The organism is candidate division KSB1 bacterium, from assembly GCA_022566355.1.
GTDB lineage: Bacteria > Zhuqueibacterota > JdFR-76 > JdFR-76 > DREG01 > JADFJB01.
On sequence record JADFJB010000029.1, the window covers coordinates 13,002 to 38,984 of the forward strand.

Below are 25,983 nucleotides of genomic sequence, written 5' to 3' on the forward strand. Positions count from 1 at the left end.
TTATCTGTTTCGCAAATTGAAATCTAAAGGAAAAGAAAAATTGCAAAAAAAACAAGATTACTGAAGTGGATCTAGATTGAGTAAAATGTGCCGCAACCATTTCATCGATTTTTCGTAACGGCCTATTCAATAATTGACTAGGAAACCAACTATATCCTAAATCGTATTATGTTGTTGATGAATTCATTCAAATTTAGAAAATCACATTATTTTTTTTATGCCGGATTATTCATTGTCGCAATAAATGGTTGTGCTGATCGTAAACACGAGAATCCTTTAGATCCAGAGAATCCATTTACAGAGGGGAAACTAACGGGCTTATCTGTAATATCTTTGGATAGAGTAGTTTCCTTAACTTGGGATGATATTGAAATTAACGGGTATGTTGGCACCAAAATATTCAGGCGAACATCACAGGATAGCGGATTTGTAGAAATTGCAGTGGTACCCGGTAATTCATCTCATTATGATGACCAAGATGTTTCATTTGATATTATCTATAAATATAAAATTCAGGCAATTACTGAATTTAATGAAAGCCCATTATCTGATGAAGTTGTCATTACACCCGGACCATCTCGTATCTGGGTTGCGATTAGAACAACTGGTAAACTTTTTCAATTAACGCATGATGCATCTCATACCCTTTTTTCGAGAAGTAATTTTTTTGATATATCAGGAATGGCTAATATCGGTAATGGACAAGGAATTTGGCTAAGCGATTTTTTCTTAAACCAGATCGCACACATGTCTTTGGATGGAGAAATAGTTAAAATATTTAACATCAGTGAATCACCATTAGATCTTGATTTTGACCCTTCCAGAAATAGATTGTGGATCATTCTTCAAAGTTCCAAAAAATTAGCTTTTGCCGATACTTCAGGTAACCTATTCGTTATAAATGAAGAGTTTTCTAACCCGGTTTCTATTTCGGTCGACAGAACATCAGGTATTTGTTGGATTTCAGATGTCCAGGATCAAACAGTCACAAGGTTTAATTTGACTGATACTACTAAATCCACTATTGAGAATCTGGATCGACCTGAAGATATAGCTGTTAATTACCAGGATGGTTCTATTTGGGTGGCAGATGTTTCCAGTGTAAAACATTTTAGTTCCAACATGGAATTACTTATTTCTGCTAGAAATTTTAATTTTGTTTATCAAGTTAGTATAAATCAAAAAACAGGAGATTGTTGGGCGCTTGATTTGCGTTCTGGGATCAACAATTCCCAATTGATAAAACTGGATAAGAATGGTTCAATAATTTATAAATTAGATGGATTTACGAATCCAACATCTTTGGATGTTGATGAATATGACGGAAGCTGCGTTGTTACGGACGCTGGTAATTTTAATGTTACGAAAATATCGGAAGATGGAAGAATTATTGGAAAATGGAATGCGCTAGGAGCTCCTAATCTAATCAGGATATCTTCACCATGATAAAACCAGTCATTCGGTTTTTACAACAAAAGAGTAATTATTTTCTGATTGGAACCAGCTCGACTGTAATCATTTTGATTTTTATTATTGATTTAGCTTTTCTTACTCGTGAAATAATCCCAACACATATTTATTGGCTACGAGAAACACTAATAGTAGCTGTATTTTTATTAGCTTTATCTCTTCTTTTTAAACGTCACAATAAACAGGAGCAGCATATAGTTTATAAACTTAAGACTGCTTTTTTTGCAGCTTTAGGATTATATATTTCAGTAGCTTTTTCCAAAATGATTATTTCTAGCGAGAATGAAACAACCACCGAAAGTACTTTAAATCTTTTTGGATTACTTCAAAAGGATTTTCGTGCTACTTTTACTGCTGTTTTTGTTACTTTATTTCTAATTGTTTTACTGTTCTTAATTCGTGATTTAGTTCATTACAAAAGTAAAGCCAAAACTTATAAATTATTCCGTTTCGGACTTTTTTTATTTGTTGTGTATGTAATATACAGGCATTATACAATTAAAATGTTCAGAACAGAATGGTCATTGCAAGGTCAAACACCATTAGAATGGGTGTTTTTTGGCTTGCTGCTCTTAATAATATTTTTGTTATCATTTAGAACATCATGGGTGACATACCTAAATAAAAGGCAGAAGTATGCAGCTTGTTGGGCAGGATTGTTTCTAATTCCGGGAGCGATTTTTGTTTATCAATCAAACATTTTTCAGGAGATTAATAGATATAGTTTTACTTTGGGGTCGTTTAATAGTTTTACATTTTATTTTATGTGTTCTTACCTGGTATTGGCGGAATTGAATTTATTGCTTCATTTACCAACAGCTAGTATATTTGAGAAAAAAATTAGAGAGATTGAATCTTTACAAAATTTGAGTAGAGATATTAGTTCAATTTTAAGCTATGATGAGTTGATATCAAAAGTGACAACATTAACACATGATGTTCTAAACCCAGACGCAAGCTGGCTTGAAATGAAAAAGAAAAACGGCGAACTAAGTGTTGTGTCATATCATAATCTCACTAATAAAGAACTTTCTAATATGCATCTCAAAAATAATGAAGGATTAAGCGGTTGGATTTTTGAAAATAAAGAATCGATTTTAGTTAATGATGTTTCAAAAGATAGCCGTTCAAAATATATTCTAAACTATCAAAATAATATAGGTTCAATTTTAGGAGTTCCGCTTACTTCTAAGGATGGAGTTATGGGTATTTTGTATGCTACAAAAGAAGAAGAATATGGTTTTGAACAGGATGATCGTGAAATGCTGCAAGCTTTTGCCAATCAAGCTTCTGTAGCAATTGAAAATTCCAGGCTTATCGAACAATCGATTGAAAAGGAAAGGCTAGAACAAGAATTAATGGTTGCCCGAAATACTCAAATGAAACTTCTTCCAAAAGAAATGCCAAAAAAAGGTTCACTGGATATTGATGCACATTGCTTAATGGCTGCCGAAGTTGGCGGAGATTATTTTGATTTTATTGATCTTGATGAGGATAGACTTGGTGTGGTTATAGCAGATGTTTCCGGAAAAGGGCTATCTGCTGCTTTTTATATGGCAGAATTAAAGGGAATAGTAAGTGCATATGCCAGCCTTTACCATTCCCCAAGAATCTTGCTGGAAAAAGTGAATAAAACTTTGTATGAAACATTAGATCAAAAAACATTCGTAACTATGATATATGCTATTTTTGATTTAAAAAAGAAAAAAGTAACAATTTCTCGGGCGGGGCATGGCCCATTTATTCATTTCTCTTCAAAAAAAAAACAATCCCTATTCTTACAGCCACATGGCATTGGAGTTGCACTTGATAGTGGAACTGTATTTAATAAAATTCTTGATGAAATTGAAATAGGCTGGCATAAAAATGATTTTTTTCTATTTTTTACGGACGGTCTAGACGAAGCCAGAAATTCAAAGTTAGAAGAATATGGTTTGGAACGTTTAACGAAAGTCCTCAATGAAACCTATGATATGCCAGCGGAAGAAATTTTAAACAGAATAATTGATGATGTCTCCAAATTTACAAAAAATGCTAAAAAACATGACGATCTCTCAATGATTGTTGTAAAAGTTGATTCCTAACCTTGTAGGAGAATTAAATGAGTGAATTTGCGGTGACCAGAAAAGATATTGACGAAATATCTGTTTTGAATTTAGATGGATATTTGGATGCACACACGGCGCCAAGTTTTGAAGAAGCATTGAAACAATTAGTTGATGAAACCAGGTTTAAGATAATTGTAAATTGCGAGAAATTGGCCTATATCAGTAGTGCAGGTTTAGGTGTCTTTATGGGGTTTATCGAAGATGTCAGATCGAATGATGGTGATATAAAAATGTCGAACATGTCTGAGAAAGTGTTTAAAATCTTCGATTTGTTAGGATTTCCAAGCCTATACGAAATTGTGGATGATGAAAGTGAAGCCGTGCAAAATTTTAGAAAATAGAAGCATAACTAAACCAATCTTCTATAGGTAACTATTTTTATACCATTCCGTAGTTTGGATGTGCTAATTATATATATGATTTGCAAAGCAAAATACTTGATTAAACGGAGGTTCGATTTTGCCGAGTAAAGTTAAAAAATTTTCACTTGTGATCCCAAGTGACGATGAATTCCTGGATTTAATCCGTAATTTTGTAGGGAAGATTGCCGAAACAGCGGGGTTTGATGATGATAGTGTTAACAAGATACAACTCTCGGTAGATGAAGCTTGCACCAACGTAATGAAACACGCTTATAAAGGAGAAAAATCAAAGGATGTCCATATTGAAGTAGAATTAAACTCAAAAAAAATAGTGGTTTCTGTTGTAGATAAGGGTAGTGGATTTGAATATGATAATATTGGTATTGATGACATGGGGGCTTATCTCACTGAATTTAGGAAAGGAGGACTTGGCCTCCATCTAATAAAAGTATTAATGGACGAAGTGAAATTTTCGATTAAGCCCGCTAAAAAGAACGTTATAGAGATGACGAAATACATTACCCCATAAAATCCTCTGGCAAGCTAAACAAGCAAAAGCTACATTAGAAGAATAAATGACAAAAGAAAATAAGCCAATTCCCAATCCTCAGAAAAAGCAGAACGAATCACAAGAACAAACATCTGAAGGATTTGATGATCTCAAGATTAAATACCTCGAATTAACCTCCCTTTTTGAAATTAATAAAATTCTAAATTCCAGTCTTGAACTCAGGACTATTTTGGATAACGTTTTATTAACACCAATGGGGAGGTTGATGATAAGTAAGGGAATGGTTTTATTAGCGGATTCGAATGATATTTTACATATAAAAAATGTAAAAGGATTATCCACTCAATTGTTAGGAAGGCAATTCTCACTTCAAGAAATACCAAAAAACTCACTAACAAGAGACAAACTGGAAAACCGCAGCGAACCATTCTTTGATGAGTTCAGAAAACACGGATTAGAAATAATAATCCCGATGATTGCAGATAGCAAATACCTTGGGATGATGGTATATGGTAATAAATTTGGTAAGATGTCTTTTGCCCAAGATGAGATAGATTTCTTGGAGTCCTTAGCTAATCTAGCTGTAATTGCAGTTGACAAGGCTCTGTTGTTTGAAGAGGTTCGTGAAGCGAATAAAAAATTAGACAAGAAAATTCAAGAATTAAACACAATGTTCGAAATAAGCCGCGAATTAAACTCATCTCTTGAAGAAGATAAAATTGCGCAGGTTCTGTCATTTGCTATTATGGGGGAATTATTAATTAATAAATGTATTATCATGATCGATAGCCATAACCAATTTAATATGGTTGTTGCTAAAGGAGCAAACCGTGAAATCAAGGAATTAGACTTTAGTGCAATAAAAACAAACCTTATTGAAATCTTTGCTTCAGGGAAAACATACATTAGACTTGAGGATGTTAAAGAGAAAGCTGATCTCAAAGAGCCAATAGAAATATTAATAAATGGTGGGATCGAATTTCTTTTTTCGATGGTGAGTAAGGACCGAGTTCTGGGAATTATTGGAATTGGCAAAAAAATTAATAATCAAGAAATTAGCGACGACGAGCTTGCATTTCTTGAAACTCTGGGCAATGAAACCATTATTTCCATTGAGAATGCGCAATTAGTTGACGAAATGCTGGAGAAACAACGACTAGAAGATGAGCTAATGATTGCCCGGGATATTCAGAAACAACTACTTCCCAGCACTCTTCCTGAAATTCCAGGTATCGAAATATTTGGCCGCAACGTTTCCAGTCGCGAAGTTGGGGGAGATTATTATGATTGCATTGAATTGTCGGATGATATTTATGGCATTGCAATTGCCGATGTCTCTGGGAAAAGTACACCGGCTGCAATGTTAATGGCGAATCTTCAAGCTAGCTTAAGAGCTCTTTCCATTGATTATCGTAATCCTGAAGAAATGGTTTCGATTATTAATAATATCATTTACAAAAATACAACTTTGGATAAATTTATTACGTTTTTCTATTGTATTTTAGATGTTAAAAAAAGAACAATCTTATACACAAATGCAGGGCATAATCCTCCATACTTAATTCATTCAGACGGAACCTTAGAGACCTTGGAAACTGGTGGTTTAATATTAGGAGTCATGCCTGATGCACCTTATCAGTCAGCAACAGTAAAATTAAAAATTGGTGATATTTTGTTCATGTTTACCGATGGTATCACCGAAGCCATGAATGCAAATAATGAAGAATATGGTGAAAAAAGATTAGAACCGCTTCTTAGTAGCTTGGTCAACCTCAAATTAGTGGACATTGTTTCCAAAGTAGATGACCAGATCGAAGAATTTGTCGGTAATATGCCACAGGCTGATGACATGACAGTATTAGCTTTAAAAGTTTCTACTGATTGAATTTCAATTTCTGCTTGATCTGTTATCTAATTCAAATAAAGTATATCCTCCCTTTTTAATCTATATTAACTCTGCTTCTTATTAAAATTTCTTGATAATTGCATCCAAACAAGTTAACATTTAATTTGGGATCATTTATTAATCAATAAGATGAAATGACAAGCGTAGAATGATTCATTCTATAATTGTATTTTTGAATTCTATTTTGAATAAAATTCGCGATTTTTATCTCCATCTAAACCTGCAAGTTAAGTTTAGCCTGGTTATTGGTTCAATTACGATTGTCATGATTTTAGTGTTAAGTTGGGCTGTTTTGGAAGCTGGGAAATATGTTCTTAGAGAAAAAGTCGAAGCTGTATATAGACTATCCATTCAAATTTTGGCAAGTGTAGCGAGCGAGAATTTACTCATAAAAAATCATGCGCCAATTCAGGAAGTAATCAATGATATTGTAATGGAAGGATTTGAGAGCGCTTTTGTTATGGATAGAGACAGTGTTATTGTGGCACACTCGGATCTTTCACAAATCAACTCCACAAAAAGCGAATATAAATCTTACTTATCTATGGTGGAAGATTTAAAAATCATTGAACATAGGAACAAATCAGAGTATTTACATAAAATTGTGATTAACACGAATCGGAATGGAATTGACCAAGAGATAATTACAGGATTGGCTGGTATCGTTTTTTCTCACGCCATGATTCAGTCAGCTTTTAATACTGCAAAAAATATAATCCTTCTGCTAACAATAGGTATAATTTTGCTAAGTGTATTTTTTGTAAACATCTTTTCCAAACGATTATCATCAAATATTGTGAAACTATCCGACGGTGTTAAGGAATTGGAAAAAGGTAATTTGAACGTAGTTATTAAAATAAAAAACAAAGATGAAATTGGATTGCTCGCCGATGAGTTTAACCGTATGGTGATAAGTCTACGGGAAAACATACAAATGAAAAAATTTGTATCTTCTCTGACTGTCGATATGATCCAGAATCATTCCGGACAAGACGCTGATACTTCATCGATGATAAAGAAAGAGATTGCTGTTTTGTTCTCAGATATTCGGGGATTCACAAGTCTTTCGGAACGCATGGAACCGGAAGCGCTTGTTGATATTATAAATGTTTATTTGAATGTACAATCTCGTCATATTATTGATAATAATGGTGTTATTGATAAGTTCGCCGGAGATCAGCTTATGGCTATTTTCCAAGGAGAGGATGCATCAGCTAATACAATTAAAGCCGCAGTCCATATTCAAAAGGGGTTGATTGATATTAATCATGAGAGAAGAAAAGAGAAAAAAGAATGTTTAACCGTTGGAATTGGCATTAATTACGGGTTTGCTATTTTGGGCAGTATGGGAGCCAAATCACGTATGGACTATACCGCTATAGGTGATGTTGTAAATTTAGCCAGTAAACTTTGCAATTATGCACGTTCGGGTCATATTGTGATCACAAAAACTGTACTTCAAAAATTAGACGAATCTTTTTCTGTAGTTAAAATGGAACCTGCAAAGCTTAGTGGTAGAAAAAATGCCGTGCCAATTTACCGTGTTACCTATTAAATTCAATGAAAAAGTTACTAAATACACTAGCATTAATCTTGTTGCTATCTTTGATGAATGAATTGCATGGCCAATACAATAATTTTACTTTTTTTGATGCCAGGTCAAAATCGTTGGGAGGGTTGTCTTCTACATTAACGCAATCTGCGTATTCTTTTTTATGGAATCCAGCCAACCTTAGTTTTACCCGGCAACCCAATTTTAGTCTAAATGTGAATGAATCTTTTTTCTACAATAAAGCTGCAATTGCGGATTTTATACCCGGAATTGGTTCTGTTGGATTTACAGTTGGACGTATTCAAGCACCGACTCCTATCGACTATGCAGGTGTCGGATTAGCAAAATCTTATGCATCCGGCTTGAGAATAGGTTTTAGTTCAATGATCTTTGACCGTGAAAGATCTTATTCACCTCAATTCAATGTTGGCATGTCTTATTTTCCCTTTAGAAAGGTTGGAGAGAGAATTTTCGGGGTGCCTATTTATTGGGATAGAATAGGATTGGCTGCTGTAATTCAAAATATGGTTATTTCAAAGAAAAGGTTTGGAATACCCTTGCAGGCTAATTTCGGTGTTTCTTACGTTATTGCGCCATCATTTTTCCAAACATTTTCTGAACTTCAATTCACAAAAAACCGACGTGATTATATTCAAGGGATCGAAATAAAAAGTTTTAAATCGGCAGTTTTACGAACCGGCATTGCAAATTTTGATTCAAAAAGATGGTTATACGGTATGGGAGTCTTTCTTGGATCTTTACAACTTGACATCGTTTATGAGAGGTTCAAAGAAAAAATTCAATTCTCGGCAAATGTAAAGTTTGGAGAGACTCCGGCCACTCGTGCAAAGAAAAATTATGAACAGGGCATGAACTATCTTGACAATAAAGAAGTTGCGAAAGCATACTTCCATTTCCGTAATTCTATAGCTTATCAACCTGAGAATAAAACCTACCAAAGTACGTTCAAAATTGTCGATGTCAGGTACAAGTCGTCAGCCAGAAAAGAAAAAAAAATGTTAAGATCGGCGATAGAATATGAAAGAAAGGGAGAAAAATTGCTCGCCTTGATTCAATATGATAACATTCACGATCAATTCCCAAATAATGAAATAGCTAAGAGAAAGGTTAACTTATTACGATCTTCAGCATCAAATGAATTGAATCCAGTTAGAAAGAGAATTAATGAATTGTTGGAACAAAGTGATTTCGTAAATGCAAATCGTGTGCTCAGTAGGATTCACCACCTATTTCCGAACGATACCTTGATTTCACATTCAAAACAAATGACGGAAGATACTTTGAAATACTTAGCAGAGAAAGAGTTTCTCTTGGGTCTTGGTTATTATTCTCAAAAAAAATACCGATCTGCTTTGAGTAAATTTGAAAATGTAAAAAGATATGATCCTCTATATCCATCCATAAAGGAAAACTTGAAGGATGTTCAGAATCGCATTCAACATAAACAGTCGCAAATCGATAGCCTGGTTAAGATAGCTAGCCAATTGGAAACAAATGGGAATTACCTTGAAGCTGTAAACAAATATGGTATGGTTTTACAATTGGATTTTGAAAATCAAAAGGCATCCCAAGCCGTTCACCAGCTTAAACCTCAATTTGATCAACATTTGATGGATTTGCTAAAGAGAGCACAATCCGCTTATGAAATCCAAAACTTTAGGTTGTCAGAATCACTATGCAGTGAAATTCTTAATTTAAAGAAAGATTACTTACCAGCAAAATATCTTATCCGGAAAATCAAAATTGAACGTGCTGAATTAGCAAAAAAATTTGAATCATTAGGCGATGTTGCCTATAATCATGGTGATGATAGTACAGCATTAAAACATTACCTGAAAGCTAGGGAATTTAACCTGGGAAACAGTATGTATTCAAATGCGGTAACCAGAACCAGGTTACGGATCGATAGGAACCGGAAATGGTCGCAGGCAAAAAAAGCATTGGCAGGCATGCAATATAATAAAGCAGAGGAACTTTCTATCCAACTTCTTGCAGCGGATCCTGGCCGCCAGGAGATTGCTACATTTATAAGTATAGTACGAACGGCAAAAAATCGTCAAATTACGATTCTCTTGCAAAGAGGAATTAAACAATATTCACAGAAACAATATCAAGCAGCTGCTGATACTTTTGATGAATTACTCAAATTAGATCAAACCCACAAAACAGCAAAAGAATATCGGAGACGAACCTTGGATATCATCACGGCTTTACAAAATATTAAATAACTTGGATAATTCATGAATTGCAGTTTTAAGCATAAATCCCTCTTAGTTGTCATCCCGTCTCGACGGGATGACAGTGATAAGGTTTATGAATAGATCAGGAATAATTAAATAATAGAAGATTGTAAAGGATTTTATAATGATGTTGGATAACCACAACAGACCCGTCAATTACTTGCGCTTATCCGTAACAGATCGATGTAACCTGAGATGTACTTATTGTATGCCGGCAAAGGGTATCATTTACCTGCCAAGAAAAGAAATCCTGACATATGAAGAAATGGAACGGCTTGTGACTCTACTTGTGAAAATTGGAGTTAACAAGGTCCGAATTACCGGGGGGGAGCCCTTTCTTAGAAAAGGGTTAATTAATTTCTTAAAAGCCATAAGTTCGATCCCTGGTTTGGATGAAATTAACATAACGACAAATGGTGTTTTGACTGAAAAACATGTTCCGGAACTTAAGAAAATAGGTATAGCCGGCATTAATTTAAGTCTCGATACAACGGATGCCCAACAATTCAAAGAAATTACCAGGAGAGATGAACATGCCCAGGTGATGGCCTGTTTCCATAAAATACTTGAATATGGAATTCCTTTAAAGTTGAATGCCGTCATTATGGAAGGGATCAATACAGAGCAGATTATTCCTCTTGCATATCTTTCAAAAAAATATCCAATTGACATGAGATATATTGAAGAAATGCCATTTAATGGCACCTCGGAGGATTTTCAAAAACTTCAATGGAACTCAAATAGAATATTTAATACTCTGCAAGAAAACTTTGATGGAATGACAAGATTACCTGAAAAACCAAATTCTACTTCAATGACTTATAAAATACCCGGGCATGCTGGAACGGTTGGAATCATAGCAGGATTTTCGCGGTTGTTTTGCGGAACTTGTAATCGATTGAGAATAACAGCTAAAGGTATGCTTAAAACCTGCCTGTATGATGATGGAGTTCTCGACCTGCAGAAAATGCTAAGATCCGATTGTGATGATCTGGAAATTCAACAATCAATAATCAATTGCATTGGTAATCGGTTTAAGGATGGATTTGAAGCACAAGAAAATCGAACTGAGCAAAGACTAGTATCCGAATCCATGTCTGAAATAGGCGGATAACTTTGAAGAATAATAAGCTATATTATGATTGATGTAAGCCCGAAATTTAACACTTTAAGGTATGCGAAAGCAAGTGGTGTTTTATCAGCTGGAAAGGAAACTATTCTCAGGGTAAAAGAAAAAACTGTCCCCAAAGGTGACGTTCTTGCTACAGCAAGAAGCGCTGGAATTCAAGCTGCCAAAAAGACTTCAGATTGGATCGTATTTTGTCATCCCATACCTATCGATTGGGCTGATATTTCTTTTGAAATTAAGTCGAACCAGATTCAAGTTATCGCAGAAGTGAAAACAATTTGGAAAACAGGTGTGGAAATGGAAGCGCTTAGTGCCGTATCTGCTGCATTATTAAACATTTATGATATGCTTAAACCTTTGGATGAATCGCTTTTTTTAGGTGACATCAAATTATTGCAAAAACAAGGGGGAAAGTCCGATTTCATAGATCAATTTGAAGCTCCTTTGAAAGCTGCGGTTTTAGTCATATCCGATAGCACATTTTCCGGAAAACGGGAAGATAAATCGGGCAAGTTAATTCAAAAATTTTTGTGCAATCAGCCTATTTCAGTGGATGACTACCAAATTCTTCCGGATGAAATTGGACAAATTCGGGAGAAACTCATTGATTTAGTAGATAACCGCAAAATCGATTTGATTTTTACAACAGGTGGAACGGGATTAAGCCCTCGTGATGTTACACCGGAAGCAACTAAAGACATTATTCATAAATCAATTCCAGGTATCGCAGAAACCATTAGGAGACATGGAAAGGAAAGGACTCCTTATGCAATGCTCTCTCGAGAGATATGTGGAGTCCGGAATCAAAGTATGATAATCAATTTGCCCGGCAGTACAAAAGGGGTTAAAGAAAGTTTACAGGCTATTTTCCCCGGGATATTACATGCATTTCCAATTATTCATGGGGATGGCCATTGATTAAAAAACTTCATTTCAACGATTAATTTTCAATGCAAGTAGAAGTACGGTTTTTTGCTGTTTGCCGTGATATCGCAGGTTGTGAATCATTAACACTTGATTTGCCGTTTGATGCAACTGGTGAACTGTTATGGGATCAAGTCATTGCTAAAATTCCACGACTAGAGCCCTTTAGAAAACAGGGTCGGCTGGCTGTAAATCTAGAATACGTAAAAGATACCATTCAATTACATGAAGGTGATGAAATATGTATTATTCCACCGGTGAGCGGTGGATAATTTACTTTATAAATTTGAATAGGACTATTGAGATTGATTGAAGATCAAAAGAAATATATTGAAATCATCGCCAAAGAATTAAATTATCAAAAGTTATACAATTTTGTTGCATCAAGTTCCTGTGGCGCTATCGATATTTTTATTGGTACTGTTCGATGTCATGCAGAAGGGCAAAGTGTCAAAGCTATTGAATACCATGGGTATCCTGAAATGGCCGAAAAAGAACTTGCCTTAATTTGTGAAAATGCAATGAAAAAATGGCCGGTATACCGTGTGGCTGTGCAGCATCGTCTTGGATTATTGCAATTAAAAGAAGCAAGTGTGATGATTATGGTTTCATCTGCTCATAGAGCTGAAACTTTTGCTGCTTGTAAATTTATTATTGAAGAAATTAAAGTCAATCTACCTATTTGGAAAAAGGAAATATTTGTAGACGGAAAAAGGCAATGGAAGAATACATCTTTTATGCCGTGAAATGGTAGGGGACAGAAAATACCAATAGTTAATATTATCAATTCATACCTTAAATTATATATAATTTTAGACCGATTAAATAAATGTGCGATAAAAATGGTTTAACCGGCTATTGTGGAACTTGTCGTTGAATATCTCGTTGTTTATTAATATACTTATCGCTTTTAATTAACAAGCCGAATTATTTATTTAGAATAACAGATAGGAAAGGACATGAGGAGTTAATGGCTGATTTAGACATTCAAAGATTGCTGAAAGACACCCCCAATATAACAGATGAGATCGCTAGCCTTTTAAAGGAATTGCAAAAGGAATCTCTTGAAAAATCCATGCTTCTTGAACTAAGCAAGAATATCAATTCAACTTTGAATTTAAATAATGTACTCAATTTAATATTTGATTATTTGAACCGGGTAATTCCTTTTGATGCTGCAGGAATATTCTTAATAGATCCGACTACCAATAAACTTATCCCCGAATCTATCCGTGGATATGATAAAGAGGCTGTAAAAAAAGCGCATTTAAAAGTAGGAAGAGGGCTAACAGGAGTGGTCGCGAGAGAAGGAAAAGGCATAATTTGTCCGGATACTTCCAAAGACCGGCTTTATGTAAACGTGAAAAACGAAACTCAGTCTGCAATGCTTGTGCCTCTTTTTGCAAAAGAAAAATTGATTGGAGTTTTAAATCTTGAATCAGATCGATTAAATGCGTTTAACCAAAAGGATTTTCAACTTTTAACAGCTTTTGCAAATCATGCTGCAATTGCTCTTGATAATGCTCGCTTGCACCGGGAATTGTTAAAATCAAGGGACTTGGAAAGAGATCTAATAATTGCGAGACAAATACAGGAGGCGATTTTACCCAAATCTTTGCCACAAGAAAATGGCTATGAGTTTGCAAGTTTTAACCTCCCTTCCAAAACGGTAAGTGGTGATTTGTATGATTTGGTTCGCCTTGCCAGTGGAAATATCGGAGTTGCGATTGGCGATGTTTCCGGCAAAGGAACTCCGGCAGCTATTTTAATGGCATCCTTATTTTCGACATATAAAAGCCTATTGCATGAGACGTTGTCTGTGCAAGAGACCATGGCATCGTTGAATAACTTGATCTATGAAACTACAATTGCAGATACTTATGCTACCTTTTTTTATGGCGAATTAAATCCCAAAACTCGAGATTTTATTTACACGAATGCGGGACATTTTCCACCAGTAATTATTCGAAAAAACGGCGGACTCATTGAATTAAAACAAGGCGGTACTGTACTTGGATTTATTCAGAATATGCCATACACCGAATCTAAAGTACAATTAATCCCCGGAGATATCGCACTGTTTTATACGGATGGACTCATCGAAGCTCAAAATCCCAACGGTGATTTTTTTGAGCTGAATAATGTGATTGAAATTATTCAAGACAACTCACATTTAAGCGCTGCTGAATTAATTAATAAAATTACCTCCGAAATCTACCAGTTTAGTATGATCAATAGAGTTGAAGACGATTTAACTTTGATTGTTATTAAAGTTAATGATAATGAGTAAACTAAATTCCAATTCTTAACTTTAATTGATCCCCCAACACTGCATTTAAACATTATTTATTTTTAAGATTTTGTTTTTTGAAATCTTATTATGGTTTATAATTTTATTGATTTATAGATACTGATTTCTTAAAATTAACAGTTCTACTAATTTTATCTTAAATGATTGAGCGAATACAAAAATTTACTCGAAATGATCAAAACCTTGCCTGAAGAAACTATTACCACAAATAAAATTATGATATCAAGATAATATGATTTCATTGAAAACTTAGGACTGGTTATTAAGATCGGAGGAAATAGTGAAGGAGTATTCAACTGAAAAATTAAGAAATATTGCTTTAATCTCCCACAGTGGGGTTGGTAAAACTTCCTTGGCTGAAGCCATGGTATTTACATCGGGAGCGTCCAATCGCCTTGGCAAGATAGAGGATGGTACAACAATTTCTGATTATCACCCGGATGAGATTGAGCGCAAAATATCGATTACATCATCGTTAATGAATGTAGAGTGGGGGGAATCAAAAATAAACATACTAGATACTCCTGGCTATTCCGATTTTATCGGTGAAGTTATCGGTTCTTTGCGAGTGGTTGAAACCTCCCTGGTTTTGCTAAATGCTGTTTCAGGTATTGAAGTTGGTACAGAACACGTTTGGGAAGCAGCGAGTGAGGTAAATTCTTCAAAAATATTTTTTGTGAATCAATTGGATAGGGAACATGCAAATTTTGAGAATATTCTAGACTCTTTACAAAAAAATTATGGAACAGGTGTTGTTGCAATTCAATTTCCGACGAACAGTGGGGAAAGTTTTAATCAGTTTGTCGATTTATTTAGAATGAAATTGGTAACCTATGAAAAAGGTGGTTCGGGAAAACGGTCATCGGCTGAAATTCCTGCTGAGTTGCAAAACAAAGCCAACGAATTACGTGAAAAATTGGTCGAATCGGCAGCTGAAAGTGATGATAATTTATTAGAAAAGTTTTTTGATGTTGGCAAACTTACCGAAGGTGAAATGGTCCAGGGACTTAAGGCAGGGCTGGTCAACGGCAATATTTACCCTGTGCTTTGTGGTGCGGCTACGGAAAATATTGGGATTCATGAATTGTTAGATTTCATTGTGAAATTTGCACCTTCACCCACCGATGCGAAAGAATACCAAGGTAAAAATCCGGTTTCAGGTGCTGAAATCAGTAATCCTATTTCTACCGATTCACCACTGGCTGCATTGGTTTTTAAGACTGAAACAGAGCCTCATGTAGGAGAGTTTGCATTTATAAAAGTATATGGTGGTGTTATTAAAGTTGGTGAAGAAGTTTATAATCCAAACAGAAAATCAAGTGAAAGAATAGGGCAGCTATTTTTGATTAATGGTCATAACCGAAACGATATGAATAAGGTGGCTGCAGGAGATATTGGCGCTGTGGTTAAATTAAAAAATACGCATACCGCAGATACTTTATGCTCTAAAAACAATCCTATTCAATTGGCCAATATAAAATATCCAATGCCAAGTATTCGTGCAGCGGTGGTGACAAAATCAAAAGGAGATGAAGATAAGATCTCAGCCGGACTTACCACTTTACATGAAGAAGATCCCACTTTTGTCGCCGGATACGATCCGGAATTACGGCAGACAATTATCCAGGGCCAGGGAGAACTTCATCTTGCTATAGTTTTAAAACGATTGAAAGAAAAATTTGGTGTTGAAGTGGAATTAATAGAACCAAAAATTCCATATCGAGAAACACTTAAAGGATCCGCACAAACACAATATAAACATAAAAAACAATCTGGAGGCCGTGGACAATATGGTGAGGTTTATATTAAATTAGAACCACAACGCCATGGAAAAGGATACGAGTTTGTGAATGCAATAGTTGGTGGTTCTATCCCGAGTAAGTTTATACCTGCAGTGGATAAGGGAATCCAAGAATCCATGGTGGAAGGTCCATTGGCGGGTTGCAATGTTGTGGATTTGAAGGCTACTCTTTATGATGGCTCCTATCATAATGTAGATTCTTCGGAGATGGCTTTTAAAATTGCAGGATTAATGGCTTTTAAAAAAGCATTCATGGAAGCAAAGCCATTGCTATTGGAGCCCATTTATGATGTGACAGTGCGTGTTCCTGAAGATTTCCTGGGTGATGTAATGGGAGATCTTTCCAGTCGACGTGGAAAAATAATGGGCGTTGATTCCGATGGAAATTTTCAAATCGTTAATGCAAAAGTCCCATTGGCTGAATTGTATCGATATTCCACAAGTTTGCGATCATTAACGCAAGGTAGGGGATTCCACAAACGTAAATTTTCGAGTTACGAAGAAATCCCGGGTGATGTCGCAGAAAAAGTAATTCAAACTGCCAAAGAACAAAAAGAATCAGAGAAATAATGATGGATAGATTGTGGGCCCCATGGCGACTTCAATACATTAAATCTGCAGATCGCATCAACGAGGAAGGTTGTATTTTTTGTGATCTTCCTGCTCAAGACCCGGAAAATGATCGAGAAAATCTAATCCTCCAACGCGCAATACATTCTTTTATTATTATGAACAAATTCCCCTATAATGGTGGCCATTTAATGATTGTTCCATACAAGCATACGAATCGTTTTGATGAGCTCAATTCAGATGAAAAATTGGAACTCATGAATTTGCTCGAGGATTCTATGGAGGCATTTGCAAATACCTTTGAACCACATGGGTATAACATTGGAATGAACCTTGGCAGAGTCGCTGGTGCGGGAATAAAAGATCATTTGCATTTTCATATCGTTCCGCGATGGAATGGCGACACAAATTTTATGCCGGTGATAGGAAAAACAAAAGTGATTTCAGTAGGTCTTGACGAAGTTTGGGAAACACTTCATAAACAATTTAATCTTAGCTGATGGGAACTAATATTTAGGCATACTATCGTTAACTCCTGAAAGAAACTTCTATGCCGACTTTAACTTCGACTGTCCGATATTTGCAGTTGAGTTCATGGCTTGCCTCCGTAAATTAGATTCTTCTACTACATCAAATTCTACTAATTCTATTTTTTCCCAAATCCTGTTGCTGCCAGGTGTATTGCAAGTGGGGATTCCAACCTCTTTCACCAATCAGTGATATGCTTGCGTCTTTAAGTTTTTTTTTGCCTACCTATACCAACTTCTGGTAAAACAAGATGGCGGCTGTAACACCGTATCTCATCGTGTGAAAAGTTTTTGTAAATTTCATCTTCTGAGTCTACTCTAATAACCGATTCAATCGCTTTTCTAAAAACATTGATACATAAAAACAAATACTTATGAGAGCGATGGAATCGGTATCCCACCTTTTTAGAATGAACTCATCTTCTGATTCTTATTTAATTCTAATGAAAAAACTTCAGTTTTTTTGCAGAAAATCATAAAACTGTTTCAGGTACGGAAACAGGTATTCAAAAACAACCCACAATGAAGATTGTCACTTTTTCAAAGAATATCTCGCCATTCTACCATCTAGATAGTATATTATTTCCGTTCAGTTAATATTAGCTAATTGATTGTTAAACACTTGAGCCATTGGCATGAATACTAATAACGAAAAAATTCATTGGCAATGTTCGTATTTCCATTTTTCCGAGTGTTTTATTTTTGTTCATGGACATTATCAATGCGTAGACTGTAAGCTTGTTGAACCCTGCTGCAACGGAGAAGTTAGTCGGAAACGCATAGAAAATGATAAGTGGGGATCAATAAAATCATAATCTAACCCAAATATTGATCCACTCGAGTTGAAACTTGGGAAATAAACAAAGCAGATTTTCAGCTATGATTGGTACTCAGTTTGACCATTATATCATTGAAAAGAAAATTGGCGAAGGAGGGATGAGTGAAGTCTATCTGGCAAATGACACCCGATTACTTCGCCCTGTCGCTATCAAAATTCTTTCTTCCAAATTACTCCAGAATGAAGAAAATCGACTCAGGTTTATCCGCGAGGCTCGGGCGGCATCGGCTTTAAACCATCCAAATATTTGCACGGTTTATGATGTCGGTCATCAAAAGGGGATCAATTATATTGTTATGGAATTTGTTGATGGAAAAACCTTGCGGGAAATATTGAATGAACGAAATTTCTTGCCGGAATCAGAAGTGATAAACCTGAGTTTTAGAATTTGTTCTGCTTTAGAAGCTGCACACAATAAAGGGATTATTCACCGGGACATCAAACCGGATAATATAATGATCACTCGAGAAGGTTATGTGAAAGTTATGGACTTCGGTTTGGCGAAACTTGCTTCCGATTCAATCGAATCCGATCTCGGTGACAAAAAATATATCCAAATAAAAAAGGAACTCGCTCTTACTAAAGATACTTTGGCCTTAAGCGGCATAATGGGGACAGTTTCTTACATGTCGCCAGAACAGGCACAAGGCAAAACACTGGATTCCCGGACAGATATATTTTCATTTGGAGTTGTTCTGTATGAAGCCTTGACAGGTAATTTACCATTCAAAGCAAAATCAAATATCACAACCTTATCAAAAATCATCGAAGATGAACCACCAGGTATTCAACTAGTGAATAAAAATATTTCACCTGAAATGTCCGGAATGGTAAACAAGCTGCTAAAAAAAAATGTTGGTGAAAGATATCAGAACTTTTTAGTTTTCATAAGTGATCTCAACAAATTGGAAAAGAAAACCTCTAACCCTCAAAAAAGATCATTGATTTTTTGGCCGCTAATAGCCGCTGTTTTTTTTGTAACTGTATTCGTCACCCTCTTTATGTTTAAGGAACAAAGCAAGGTTGAAGCTCAATCCGTCAATTTTTTATACGATTTCGGTTTCCCCGGAATCGGTGCAGGACAATTTGACCAACCCGCTGGTCTAGCCTTTAACAATTCAGGGGATTTAGTCATTGTGGATAAAATGAATCATCGTATCCAGACATTCGATTTGATGGGCAATTTTGTCTCTGAATTTGGCGCATTTGGATCAGAGGACGGCAATTTTAATCAGCCCACTGGAGTTGCGATCAACAGCTCAAGTAATATTTTGATTACCGATACATTCAATCATCGCGTTCAGGTATTTGATTCTTTTGGCAATTTTCTGTTTAAATTTGGTAGTGAATGTACAGTTGAAATAGATGAAAGCTGTGTTGACCCGGATGGTGCCGGACCATTGGAGCCGGGAGATGTCCAATTTGACCGCCCATACGGCGTCGCGGTGGATCACTCAAATAATATCATCATTGCAGATCTCTTCAACAATCGCATCCAGGTATTTGATCCTTCCGGAAAATATTTATTCAAGTTTGGCGGTCCTTGTATTATAAGGAACGGACAGTATTGTGTTGATTTTGATGGTTCAGGTCCCCTGGAATTGGGTGATGGACAATTTATGAATCCGTCTGGTGTGGTTGTGAATGACTCCGGTAATATTATCGTGCTTGAGTTTCAGAATTGTCGTGTCCAGGTATTTGATTCATCCGGCCGTTTTCTCTTCAAATTTGGCGAGTTAGGTTCCGGTGAAGGTCAATTTAATTTACCTACGGGAATCACGTTAGATAATGAGGACGATATTATCGTTACGGATTCAGGCAATAATCGCATCCAGGTGTTCGATTCATCCGGCAATTATCTCTACCAGTTCGGTGTTCAGGGCTCCGGGGAAGGGGATCTCAATAATCCGGTTAGCACGCTAGTAGATGATTATGGCAATATGGTGGTTTCCGATGCGAATAATAACCGTATTCAGGTTTTTGGAAATCCAATCTTTACAAAAGTAACATCCCAGGTTGGTTTAAAATCGTTACCTGTTGGGTTGAGGTTTGGAATCTTTGATTTTGACAATGATGACAACCTGGACCTCTACATCCAAATGAAAGATGTGCCCAGCGTTCTTTACCGAAATAATGGTGAAAACAAAGGGTATTCATTCACAAATATTTCATCCTCTACTGGACTAGACAAAGTATCAGGAGCACATTCGGGAGCAAGCCTTATTGATTATGATAACGATGGTTTTGTAGATATATTTGTCACAGCCCATGGCGCCAAAATTCTTTATAGAAATAAAGGTAATGGAACGTTTGAAGATGTTTCTGATGTTTCCGGGGTTTCCGGAATCACCAATGAAGACAGATCCACTCATAATGCCTTTGGCGATTACAACAACGACGGTTATCTCGATCTGTTTCTCTCCAATGATACCAGCCGTGCAGCTGTCTTATACAAGAATAACGGCCCGCCGCAATGGCAATTTACAGACGTTACAGCAAAATCAAACATCGTTTTCAAGGGCTGGGCTCATGGATGTGTTTTTGTGGATTACGACAATGACGGCGACCAGGATCTCTACATATCTACCTATTATGGTAATAACGTCTTATATAGGAACGACGGTAATGGTACCTTTACGGATGTTGCCCCGCTTGTGGGTCTTGCAATAGGGGAGCGGAGTCGAGGAACTGTCTTTGGCGATTATGACAACGACGGTGATCTGGATCTTTACGTTACCCGGGGCGTATTTCATACGGCATATTCGAATTTTCTCTTGCGCAATGATGGACCACCTGATTACACTTTTACAGATGTTACTTTCGAAGCTGGGGTCGGCGATAGTGGAGATGGCGGTGATTCTGCTTTTGGCGATTTTGACAATGACGGCGACCTTGATATCATTGTGGCTAATATGAACAACCAGGCAAATGTACTTTATCGCAATAACGGCAACGGAACATTTACTAATGTGACTAAACTGGCTGGGGTATCTAATCCATTAAATATAGATCTTATCGCATTTGGGGATTATAATAATGATGGTTTTCTCGATCTCTATGCTCTAATTGGGAATAATAACATTCTTTACCGGAATAGAGCGACGTCAAAGCATTGGCTAAAGATCAAATTGGTTGGCACAAAAAGTAATCGGGACGGTTTTGGTGCAAGAATTATTGTAAGTACCGGCGATTTAAAACAGATGAGGTATGTCGACGGCGGAGATTTTGGGGGTGGATTTCAAAGCTCTCAGCCCATTCATTTTGGCCTTGGAACTGCGGAAAGTGTAGATCGAATCGAAGTGAAATGGCCAAGTGGTATTGTTACAGTCTTGGATGACGTACCAGTCAACCAGATGCTGACAATTGTGGAAGGAGATAGCCGTTGTCACACAAACCCCGATTCAATCGCTTTAAGCGATGGAATCGGTAACAACCTGGCTCAAAGTAATATCCGTAAAGAGGAAACGTAGCTTCAAAAAAAAACACAAAACTGAATGAGTTAAATGCAACCAAATCGATGGAAGCGATTGCATCGGGGAGATAGGAATGCAAAACTACTACCTACCATTACTCGGAGGAATGTATTATCACATTTACAACCGTGGCAATAACAAAGGAAATATCTTTTACACGCCTAAAAATTACAAATACTTTTTGATAAAGTATGGGGAGTATATTTCAACTTATCTGGAAACCTTTCATTTTTTGGTAAGAGTGAAGGAGCGAAATCCCGATTCAATCGCTTTAAGCGATGGAATCGGTAACAGAATAAGTGAACAATTTAGACGCTTTTTTATTGGTTATTCCCAGGCTATTAATAAACAGGAAAAAAGAACAGGCAGCCTCTTCGAGAAAAAGTTTAAAAGAATCTGCATCACTTCAAATAATCACTTGGTTTATCTGATTTATTATATTCATGCAAATCCGCAAAATCATGGATTGATCAGTGATTTTAGTAAATATCCATATAGTTCTTATTCTGGAATGCTTGGAGATCAACCAACAAGACTTCAGAGAAAAGAAGTAATGAATTGGTTTGGTTCTAAGAGCGAATATGTAGATTTTCATAAGGATATCCGGGATTTAAAAGACATACAATATATTATGATTGAAGAAGATTAATAATAACAATATAAGCCCCGATTCAATCGCTTTAAGCGATGGAATCGGTAACCAAGTACCTAAAAGTAATATCCGTAAAGAAGAAAAGCAGGTTCAAGAAAAACACAAAGCTGAATGAGTTAAATGCAACCAAATCGATGCCATCGCTGGAAGCGATTGCATCGGTAACAACCTGACTCAAATTAAAACTCCTAAAGAAGAAAAGTAGGTTCAAGAAAAACCCAAAGCTGAATGAGTTAAATGCAACCAAATCGATGCCATCGCTGCAAGCGATTGCATCAATAAAATGGTAGGGATATATCAAATAAATAATGTTATATTGGCATAGTCTCTTTATCTTAACAAATAGGGATTGAAATTTAAACTGTACCTTATTGATGATGACATTTAGGATTGGTTCAAAAAAAAATCAAGCAGATCGGCGGGTTAAAAATTCTGGAACTGATGAATCTGCAATGCTCCGCCATCTTCTTGAAATTGGTAAGCTCCTGTTAACTGAATCAGATGTTAATCGCTTATTGGCGGTTGCGATGGACCAGGTCGTAGAAATTTCCGGAGCCGAACGGGGGATGATCATCCTGTTCGATGATGAAGGTGAAATCCTTTTTGAAACTGCCAGGAATCTTCGCAAAGAAGATATTGATCATCCGGAATTTGAGATCAGCAGGACAATTATAAACAAAGTCAAAACGCAACGTAAGCAAATCTGCCTTCGCAATGCTTTGGAAGATCCTGATCTACAGAGTAAAAGTGCAACGCGGCTAAAAATCCTTTCAGTGATCTGTTTACCTATGATGCACAACCAGGAAGTATTTGGTGTAATCTATCTTGAAAATCGAACCGTTAAAGGCGCCTTTAAGCGTGAAACCTTTGCGTTCGTAGAAATGTTTGCAGATTTTGTTTCACTTGCAGCTCACCATGCATTAACCCGAAAAATGCTGAATAACCATGTGCAAGCTTTGGAAAAAGAATTACGACGGAAATATCAATTTGGCAATATACTAAGCCATCATCCTAAAATGGTGGAGATTCTTAAGATTATCGCTCAAATTGCAGATGCCGATACCACGGTAATGATCCAGGGAGAAAGTGGCACGGGAAAAGAACTGGTTGCCCGGGCGCTTCACTTTAATAGCAATCGCAGTAAAATGCCATTCGTACCCATTAATTGCGGCGCTCTTCCCGAGAATATTCTGGAATCAGAGCTTTTCGGCCATGTCCGTGGCGCATTTACCGGGGCTATTAAAGATAAAATGGGTTGGTTCGAAAGCGCGGATGGCGGCACCATCTTCCTTGACGAGATCAGTGAAATGTCGCCTGCATTACAAGTTAAGTTATTGCGAGTACTGCAAACGGGAGAATATAGCAAAGTTGGAGATACATCCATTCGTTCTTCAGATGTGCGGATTGTAACGGCAACGAATAAAGATTTAACTCAATTAATAAAAACAGAAAAATTCAGAGAAGATCTGTACTACCGTTTAAAGGTGATTGAAATTGAGATTCCGCCACTACGTGACCGGAAAAGCGATATTCCTCTTCTCATTCAGCATTTTCTAAAATTATTTGGAGATAAATCGAACAAGAAGAATTTGCAGTTATCCCAGGAAACAGAATCTATGTTAATGGATTATGATTACCCTGGAAACGTCCGGGAGTTAGAAAATATTATTCAACGAGCAGTGGTTTTAACAGAAGATAAATTAATCGTTCCAAAGCTCCTGCCGGAAAATGTATTCAAAATTTCACAGGCACCATCAGAATCAAAACGTGATTTATCATTTAAAGAAGCAAAACAACAAATCATGGAAACTTTCGAGAAGGATTACATCATTGCTAATTTAAGTAAAGCAAGAGGCAACATCAGTACTGCAGCGCAAATGTCAAAGATGACCTACAAAAATTATTATGATAAGATGATTAAATATGGTATTGAACCTTCTATGTTTAAACCAGAAAAATGACTTACTATTTTATATCAAATAAGATATAATATTTAGTATAAATAGGAATACACAACACTATAACTCAAAAACTGTAACTTCCATTAAAATAATCCCTTAGACCATCGGTTAAGGGATTTTTTATTTTCTACCATCATTTGGCACAGAAGTTGGAGGATAATTGATGAAACCAAAATCACATCCTTTACAAAGGAGACTTATATTATGAAATCAAAACTATTTTTATATGCTCTAGCATTTGCGTTAATGCTGATTTTGCCAGGACTTATTCTGGGTCAGATTCCGCAGACGTTGAGCTACCAGGGAGTTTTGAGTAACTCCAAAGGTGAGGTCGTTGTTGATGATATTTATAATATCACCTTTAAGCTCTACAAAACGGATAAAGGCGGTTCACCCATTTGGTCGGAAACACAATCCCTGGCAGTCAAAAATGGGTTGTTTAATACAGCGCTTGGCAGCGCTAAGCCTTTTGATTTACCCTTTGACCAACCGTATTGGTTAAGCGTAACCATTGGCGATGACGCCGAGGCCAGGCAGCGCATGGAGCTAACCGCTTCGGCGTATAGTCTTCACGCCCGTTCAATTGCAGACAGTATCGTAACCGGCGACAAGATTGCCAAAAACCAGGTGGTTAGAGGGATTAATTCGATTACCGATAATGTCAACCTCGTAGCCGGTGAAAATGTGATGATCAAGCGAGAGGGACATTCACTCATTATCTCGGCTACCACAAACAAAATTCAAAGAGAGAATATTGACAATGAGTATGAAGGTCAGGTCTTAAAAATTAATTCACCACCAGGAGACGGCCCTCCTGGAGATGCTAACGGAGTTGTCAGAAGCTTGAATGACTTGACAGGTCACCTAACATTGAAAGTGCAAGGTGGAGCTTCCATCACAACCGATGGTGATAGTATTATCACTATCAATGCCGGGGCAGGAACAGTTGGTGAAATAAATAACACAAATAATACACTTGACATCACTAATCCTAATGGCCCCACCACCACGATCAATGTCAAGGATGGCGGCAATATAGATCTTGAGGCCGGAGCAAACATAACCATCACGCCGGACGACGGTGCAAATAAGATCACCATTTCATCTACAGCCGGTGCGGATAATGACTGGACGATTTCAGGGAATAATATGTTTTCGGCGGTATCCGGCAACGTCGGCATAGGTACGAGTACTCCGGCGTCAAAATTGCATCTGACTCATTCAGGGCCCGGCAATTCAATCCGTGTAGTCCATAATCAAAGCAGTAACGTTGCCGTGAATATAGGTTCTAATAAATTTGGATTATTTATGAACGTCGCCAATGTCCCTAACGGATACTTAATGAGATTGTTGTCAAGCAATAGTGATGTTTTTAGGATAGATAATGCAGGCAATGTCGGCATTGGCACGACGACTCCGGCTGCGGTTTTGCACGTTGAAGGAACGTCAACTGTGTCAACGGCGTTAAATGTTACCGGCACGGTGACGATAACAAAAGGCAACGTCGGGATTGGCACATCGACTCCGTCAACAAAATTACACGTGAACGGCACTGTAACGGCGACTGGATTTTTGGGTGATGGATCGGGATTATCGAATGTGCCGATAGGGGCATTAAAAGTAGTAA

Annotated in this window: 20 protein-coding genes; 18 read left to right on the plus strand and 2 right to left on the minus strand. The window is 36.7% G+C overall.

All coding sequences use genetic code 11. The features are described 5' to 3' along the window. Nucleotides 1-177: 177 nt before the first annotated feature. From IIC38_07205 to IIC38_07270, 14 genes are all read left to right on the plus strand, one after another. Nucleotides 178-1,446, plus strand: coding sequence for a hypothetical protein (locus IIC38_07205; GenBank protein MCH8125731.1), 1,269 nt, complete (start codon nt 178-180; stop codon nt 1,444-1,446). Then, the gene (locus IIC38_07210) at nt 1,443-3,554 is read left to right on the plus strand and encodes a SpoIIE family protein phosphatase (protein MCH8125732.1); all 2,112 of its coding nucleotides are present in this window, start codon (nt 1,443-1,445) and stop codon (nt 3,552-3,554) included. Before IIC38_07205 ends, IIC38_07210 begins: the two co-directional genes overlap by 4 nt. A gap of 17 nt (nt 3,555-3,571) precedes the next feature. Continuing rightward, nucleotides 3,572-3,919 carry an STAS domain-containing protein gene (locus tag IIC38_07215; GenBank protein ID MCH8125733.1) on the plus strand — a complete coding sequence of 116 codons (348 nt, stop codon included), beginning with the start codon at nt 3,572-3,574 and terminating at the stop codon, nt 3,917-3,919. 118 nt (nt 3,920-4,037) lie between these two features. Further along, nucleotides 4,038-4,469, plus strand: coding sequence for an ATP-binding protein (locus IIC38_07220; protein MCH8125734.1), 432 nt, complete (start codon nt 4,038-4,040; stop codon nt 4,467-4,469). A gap of 46 nt (nt 4,470-4,515) precedes the next feature. Then, a complete protein-coding gene (locus IIC38_07225) occupies nt 4,516-6,336 on the plus strand; it encodes a SpoIIE family protein phosphatase (GenBank protein ID MCH8125735.1) in 1,821 nt (606 codons plus the stop codon). A 286-nt stretch (nt 6,337-6,622) separates the two neighbouring features. Beyond that, a complete protein-coding gene (locus tag IIC38_07230; GenBank protein MCH8125736.1) occupies nt 6,623-7,912 on the plus strand; it encodes an adenylate/guanylate cyclase domain-containing protein in 1,290 nt (429 codons plus the stop codon). A gap of 5 nt (nt 7,913-7,917) precedes the next feature. Continuing rightward, the gene (locus tag IIC38_07235) at nt 7,918-10,158 is read left to right on the plus strand and encodes a hypothetical protein (protein ID MCH8125737.1); all 2,241 of its coding nucleotides are present in this window, start codon (nt 7,918-7,920) and stop codon (nt 10,156-10,158) included. 136 nt (nt 10,159-10,294) lie between these two features. Further along, nucleotides 10,295-11,284: a GTP 3',8-cyclase MoaA gene (moaA, locus tag IIC38_07240; GenBank protein ID MCH8125738.1), complete on the plus strand. Its 990-nt coding sequence runs from the start codon at nt 10,295-10,297 to the stop codon at nt 11,282-11,284. A 24-nt stretch (nt 11,285-11,308) separates the two neighbouring features. Next, the gene (locus IIC38_07245; protein ID MCH8125739.1) at nt 11,309-12,217 is read left to right on the plus strand and encodes a bifunctional molybdenum cofactor biosynthesis protein MoaC/MoaB; all 909 of its coding nucleotides are present in this window, start codon (nt 11,309-11,311) and stop codon (nt 12,215-12,217) included. Nucleotides 12,218-12,249: 32 nt separating this feature from the next. Next, nucleotides 12,250-12,495, plus strand: coding sequence for a molybdopterin converting factor subunit 1 (moaD, locus tag IIC38_07250; protein MCH8125740.1), 246 nt, complete (start codon nt 12,250-12,252; stop codon nt 12,493-12,495). A 33-nt stretch (nt 12,496-12,528) separates the two neighbouring features. Continuing rightward, nucleotides 12,529-12,969 (plus strand): molybdenum cofactor biosynthesis protein MoaE, encoded by a 441-nt coding sequence (locus tag IIC38_07255; protein ID MCH8125741.1) that lies wholly within the window; start codon nt 12,529-12,531, stop codon nt 12,967-12,969. A gap of 224 nt (nt 12,970-13,193) precedes the next feature. Then, nucleotides 13,194-14,513: a SpoIIE family protein phosphatase gene (locus tag IIC38_07260; protein ID MCH8125742.1), complete on the plus strand. Its 1,320-nt coding sequence runs from the start codon at nt 13,194-13,196 to the stop codon at nt 14,511-14,513. A 301-nt stretch (nt 14,514-14,814) separates the two neighbouring features. Continuing rightward, on the plus strand, nt 14,815-16,905 hold the full coding sequence (fusA, locus tag IIC38_07265) for an elongation factor G (GenBank protein MCH8125743.1): 2,091 nt from the start codon (nt 14,815-14,817) through the stop codon (nt 16,903-16,905). A gap of 2 nt (nt 16,906-16,907) precedes the next feature. After that, entirely contained in the window at nt 16,908-17,405 is a 498-nt protein-coding gene (locus IIC38_07270) for an HIT domain-containing protein (GenBank protein ID MCH8125744.1), read from the plus strand. Nucleotides 17,406-17,453: 48 nt separating this feature from the next. Here IIC38_07270 and IIC38_07275 read toward each other — a convergent pair whose 3' ends face one another. Next, the gene (locus IIC38_07275) at nt 17,454-17,618 is read right to left on the minus strand and encodes a hypothetical protein (GenBank protein ID MCH8125745.1); all 165 of its coding nucleotides are present in this window, start codon (nt 17,616-17,618) and stop codon (nt 17,454-17,456) included. 693 nt (nt 17,619-18,311) lie between these two features. On the opposite strand from IIC38_07275, the gene IIC38_07280 reads away from it, so the two are divergent. Both IIC38_07280 and IIC38_07285 read left to right on the plus strand, forming a co-directional pair. Next, nucleotides 18,312-21,740 (plus strand): VCBS repeat-containing protein, encoded by a 3,429-nt coding sequence (locus IIC38_07280; GenBank protein ID MCH8125746.1) that lies wholly within the window; start codon nt 18,312-18,314, stop codon nt 21,738-21,740. Between the two features lie 76 nt (nt 21,741-21,816). Then, complete coding sequence (locus tag IIC38_07285; protein MCH8125747.1) at nt 21,817-22,392, plus strand: hypothetical protein; 576 nt, start codon at nt 21,817-21,819, stop codon at nt 22,390-22,392. Nucleotides 22,393-22,423: 31 nt separating this feature from the next. On the opposite strand, the gene IIC38_07290 is transcribed toward IIC38_07285, so the two are convergent. Further along, nucleotides 22,424-22,573: a hypothetical protein gene (locus tag IIC38_07290; GenBank protein MCH8125748.1), complete on the minus strand. Its 150-nt coding sequence runs from the start codon at nt 22,571-22,573 to the stop codon at nt 22,424-22,426. Between the two features lie 196 nt (nt 22,574-22,769). Between IIC38_07290 and IIC38_07295 the strand changes: the two genes are divergently transcribed. After that, the gene (locus tag IIC38_07295; protein MCH8125749.1) at nt 22,770-24,356 is read left to right on the plus strand and encodes a sigma-54-dependent Fis family transcriptional regulator; all 1,587 of its coding nucleotides are present in this window, start codon (nt 22,770-22,772) and stop codon (nt 24,354-24,356) included. 204 nt (nt 24,357-24,560) lie between these two features. Beyond that, the coding region (locus IIC38_07300; protein ID MCH8125750.1) for a hypothetical protein at nt 24,561-25,983 on the plus strand (1,423 nt) is incomplete at its 3' end.

What these genes read in the sequence shown, in the direction of transcription:
- IIC38_07210 (MCH8125732.1), top strand. Translation starts at nt 1,443, where the DNA reads ATGATAAAACCAGTCATTCGGTTTTTACAACAAAAGAGTAATTATTTT.
- IIC38_07260 (MCH8125742.1), top strand. Translation starts at nt 13,194, where the DNA reads ATGGCTGATTTAGACATTCAAAGATTGCTGAAAGACACCCCCAATATA.
- moaA (MCH8125738.1), top strand. Translation starts at nt 10,295, where the DNA reads ATGATGTTGGATAACCACAACAGACCCGTCAATTACTTGCGCTTATCC.
- IIC38_07225 (MCH8125735.1), top strand. Translation starts at nt 4,516, where the DNA reads ATGACAAAAGAAAATAAGCCAATTCCCAATCCTCAGAAAAAGCAGAAC.
- IIC38_07235 (MCH8125737.1), top strand. Translation starts at nt 7,918, where the DNA reads ATGAAAAAGTTACTAAATACACTAGCATTAATCTTGTTGCTATCTTTG.
- moaD (MCH8125740.1), top strand. Translation starts at nt 12,250, where the DNA reads ATGCAAGTAGAAGTACGGTTTTTTGCTGTTTGCCGTGATATCGCAGGT.
- IIC38_07285 (MCH8125747.1), top strand. Translation starts at nt 21,817, where the DNA reads ATGCAAAACTACTACCTACCATTACTCGGAGGAATGTATTATCACATT.
- IIC38_07280 (MCH8125746.1), top strand. Translation starts at nt 18,312, where the DNA reads ATGATTGGTACTCAGTTTGACCATTATATCATTGAAAAGAAAATTGGC.
- IIC38_07215 (MCH8125733.1), top strand. Translation starts at nt 3,572, where the DNA reads ATGAGTGAATTTGCGGTGACCAGAAAAGATATTGACGAAATATCTGTT.
- IIC38_07205 (MCH8125731.1), top strand. Translation starts at nt 178, where the DNA reads ATGAATTCATTCAAATTTAGAAAATCACATTATTTTTTTTATGCCGGA.
- IIC38_07270 (MCH8125744.1), top strand. Translation starts at nt 16,908, where the DNA reads ATGGATAGATTGTGGGCCCCATGGCGACTTCAATACATTAAATCTGCA.
- IIC38_07230 (MCH8125736.1), top strand. Translation starts at nt 6,623, where the DNA reads ATGATTTTAGTGTTAAGTTGGGCTGTTTTGGAAGCTGGGAAATATGTT.
- IIC38_07295 (MCH8125749.1), top strand. Translation starts at nt 22,770, where the DNA reads ATGATGACATTTAGGATTGGTTCAAAAAAAAATCAAGCAGATCGGCGG.
- IIC38_07245 (MCH8125739.1), top strand. Translation starts at nt 11,309, where the DNA reads ATGATTGATGTAAGCCCGAAATTTAACACTTTAAGGTATGCGAAAGCA.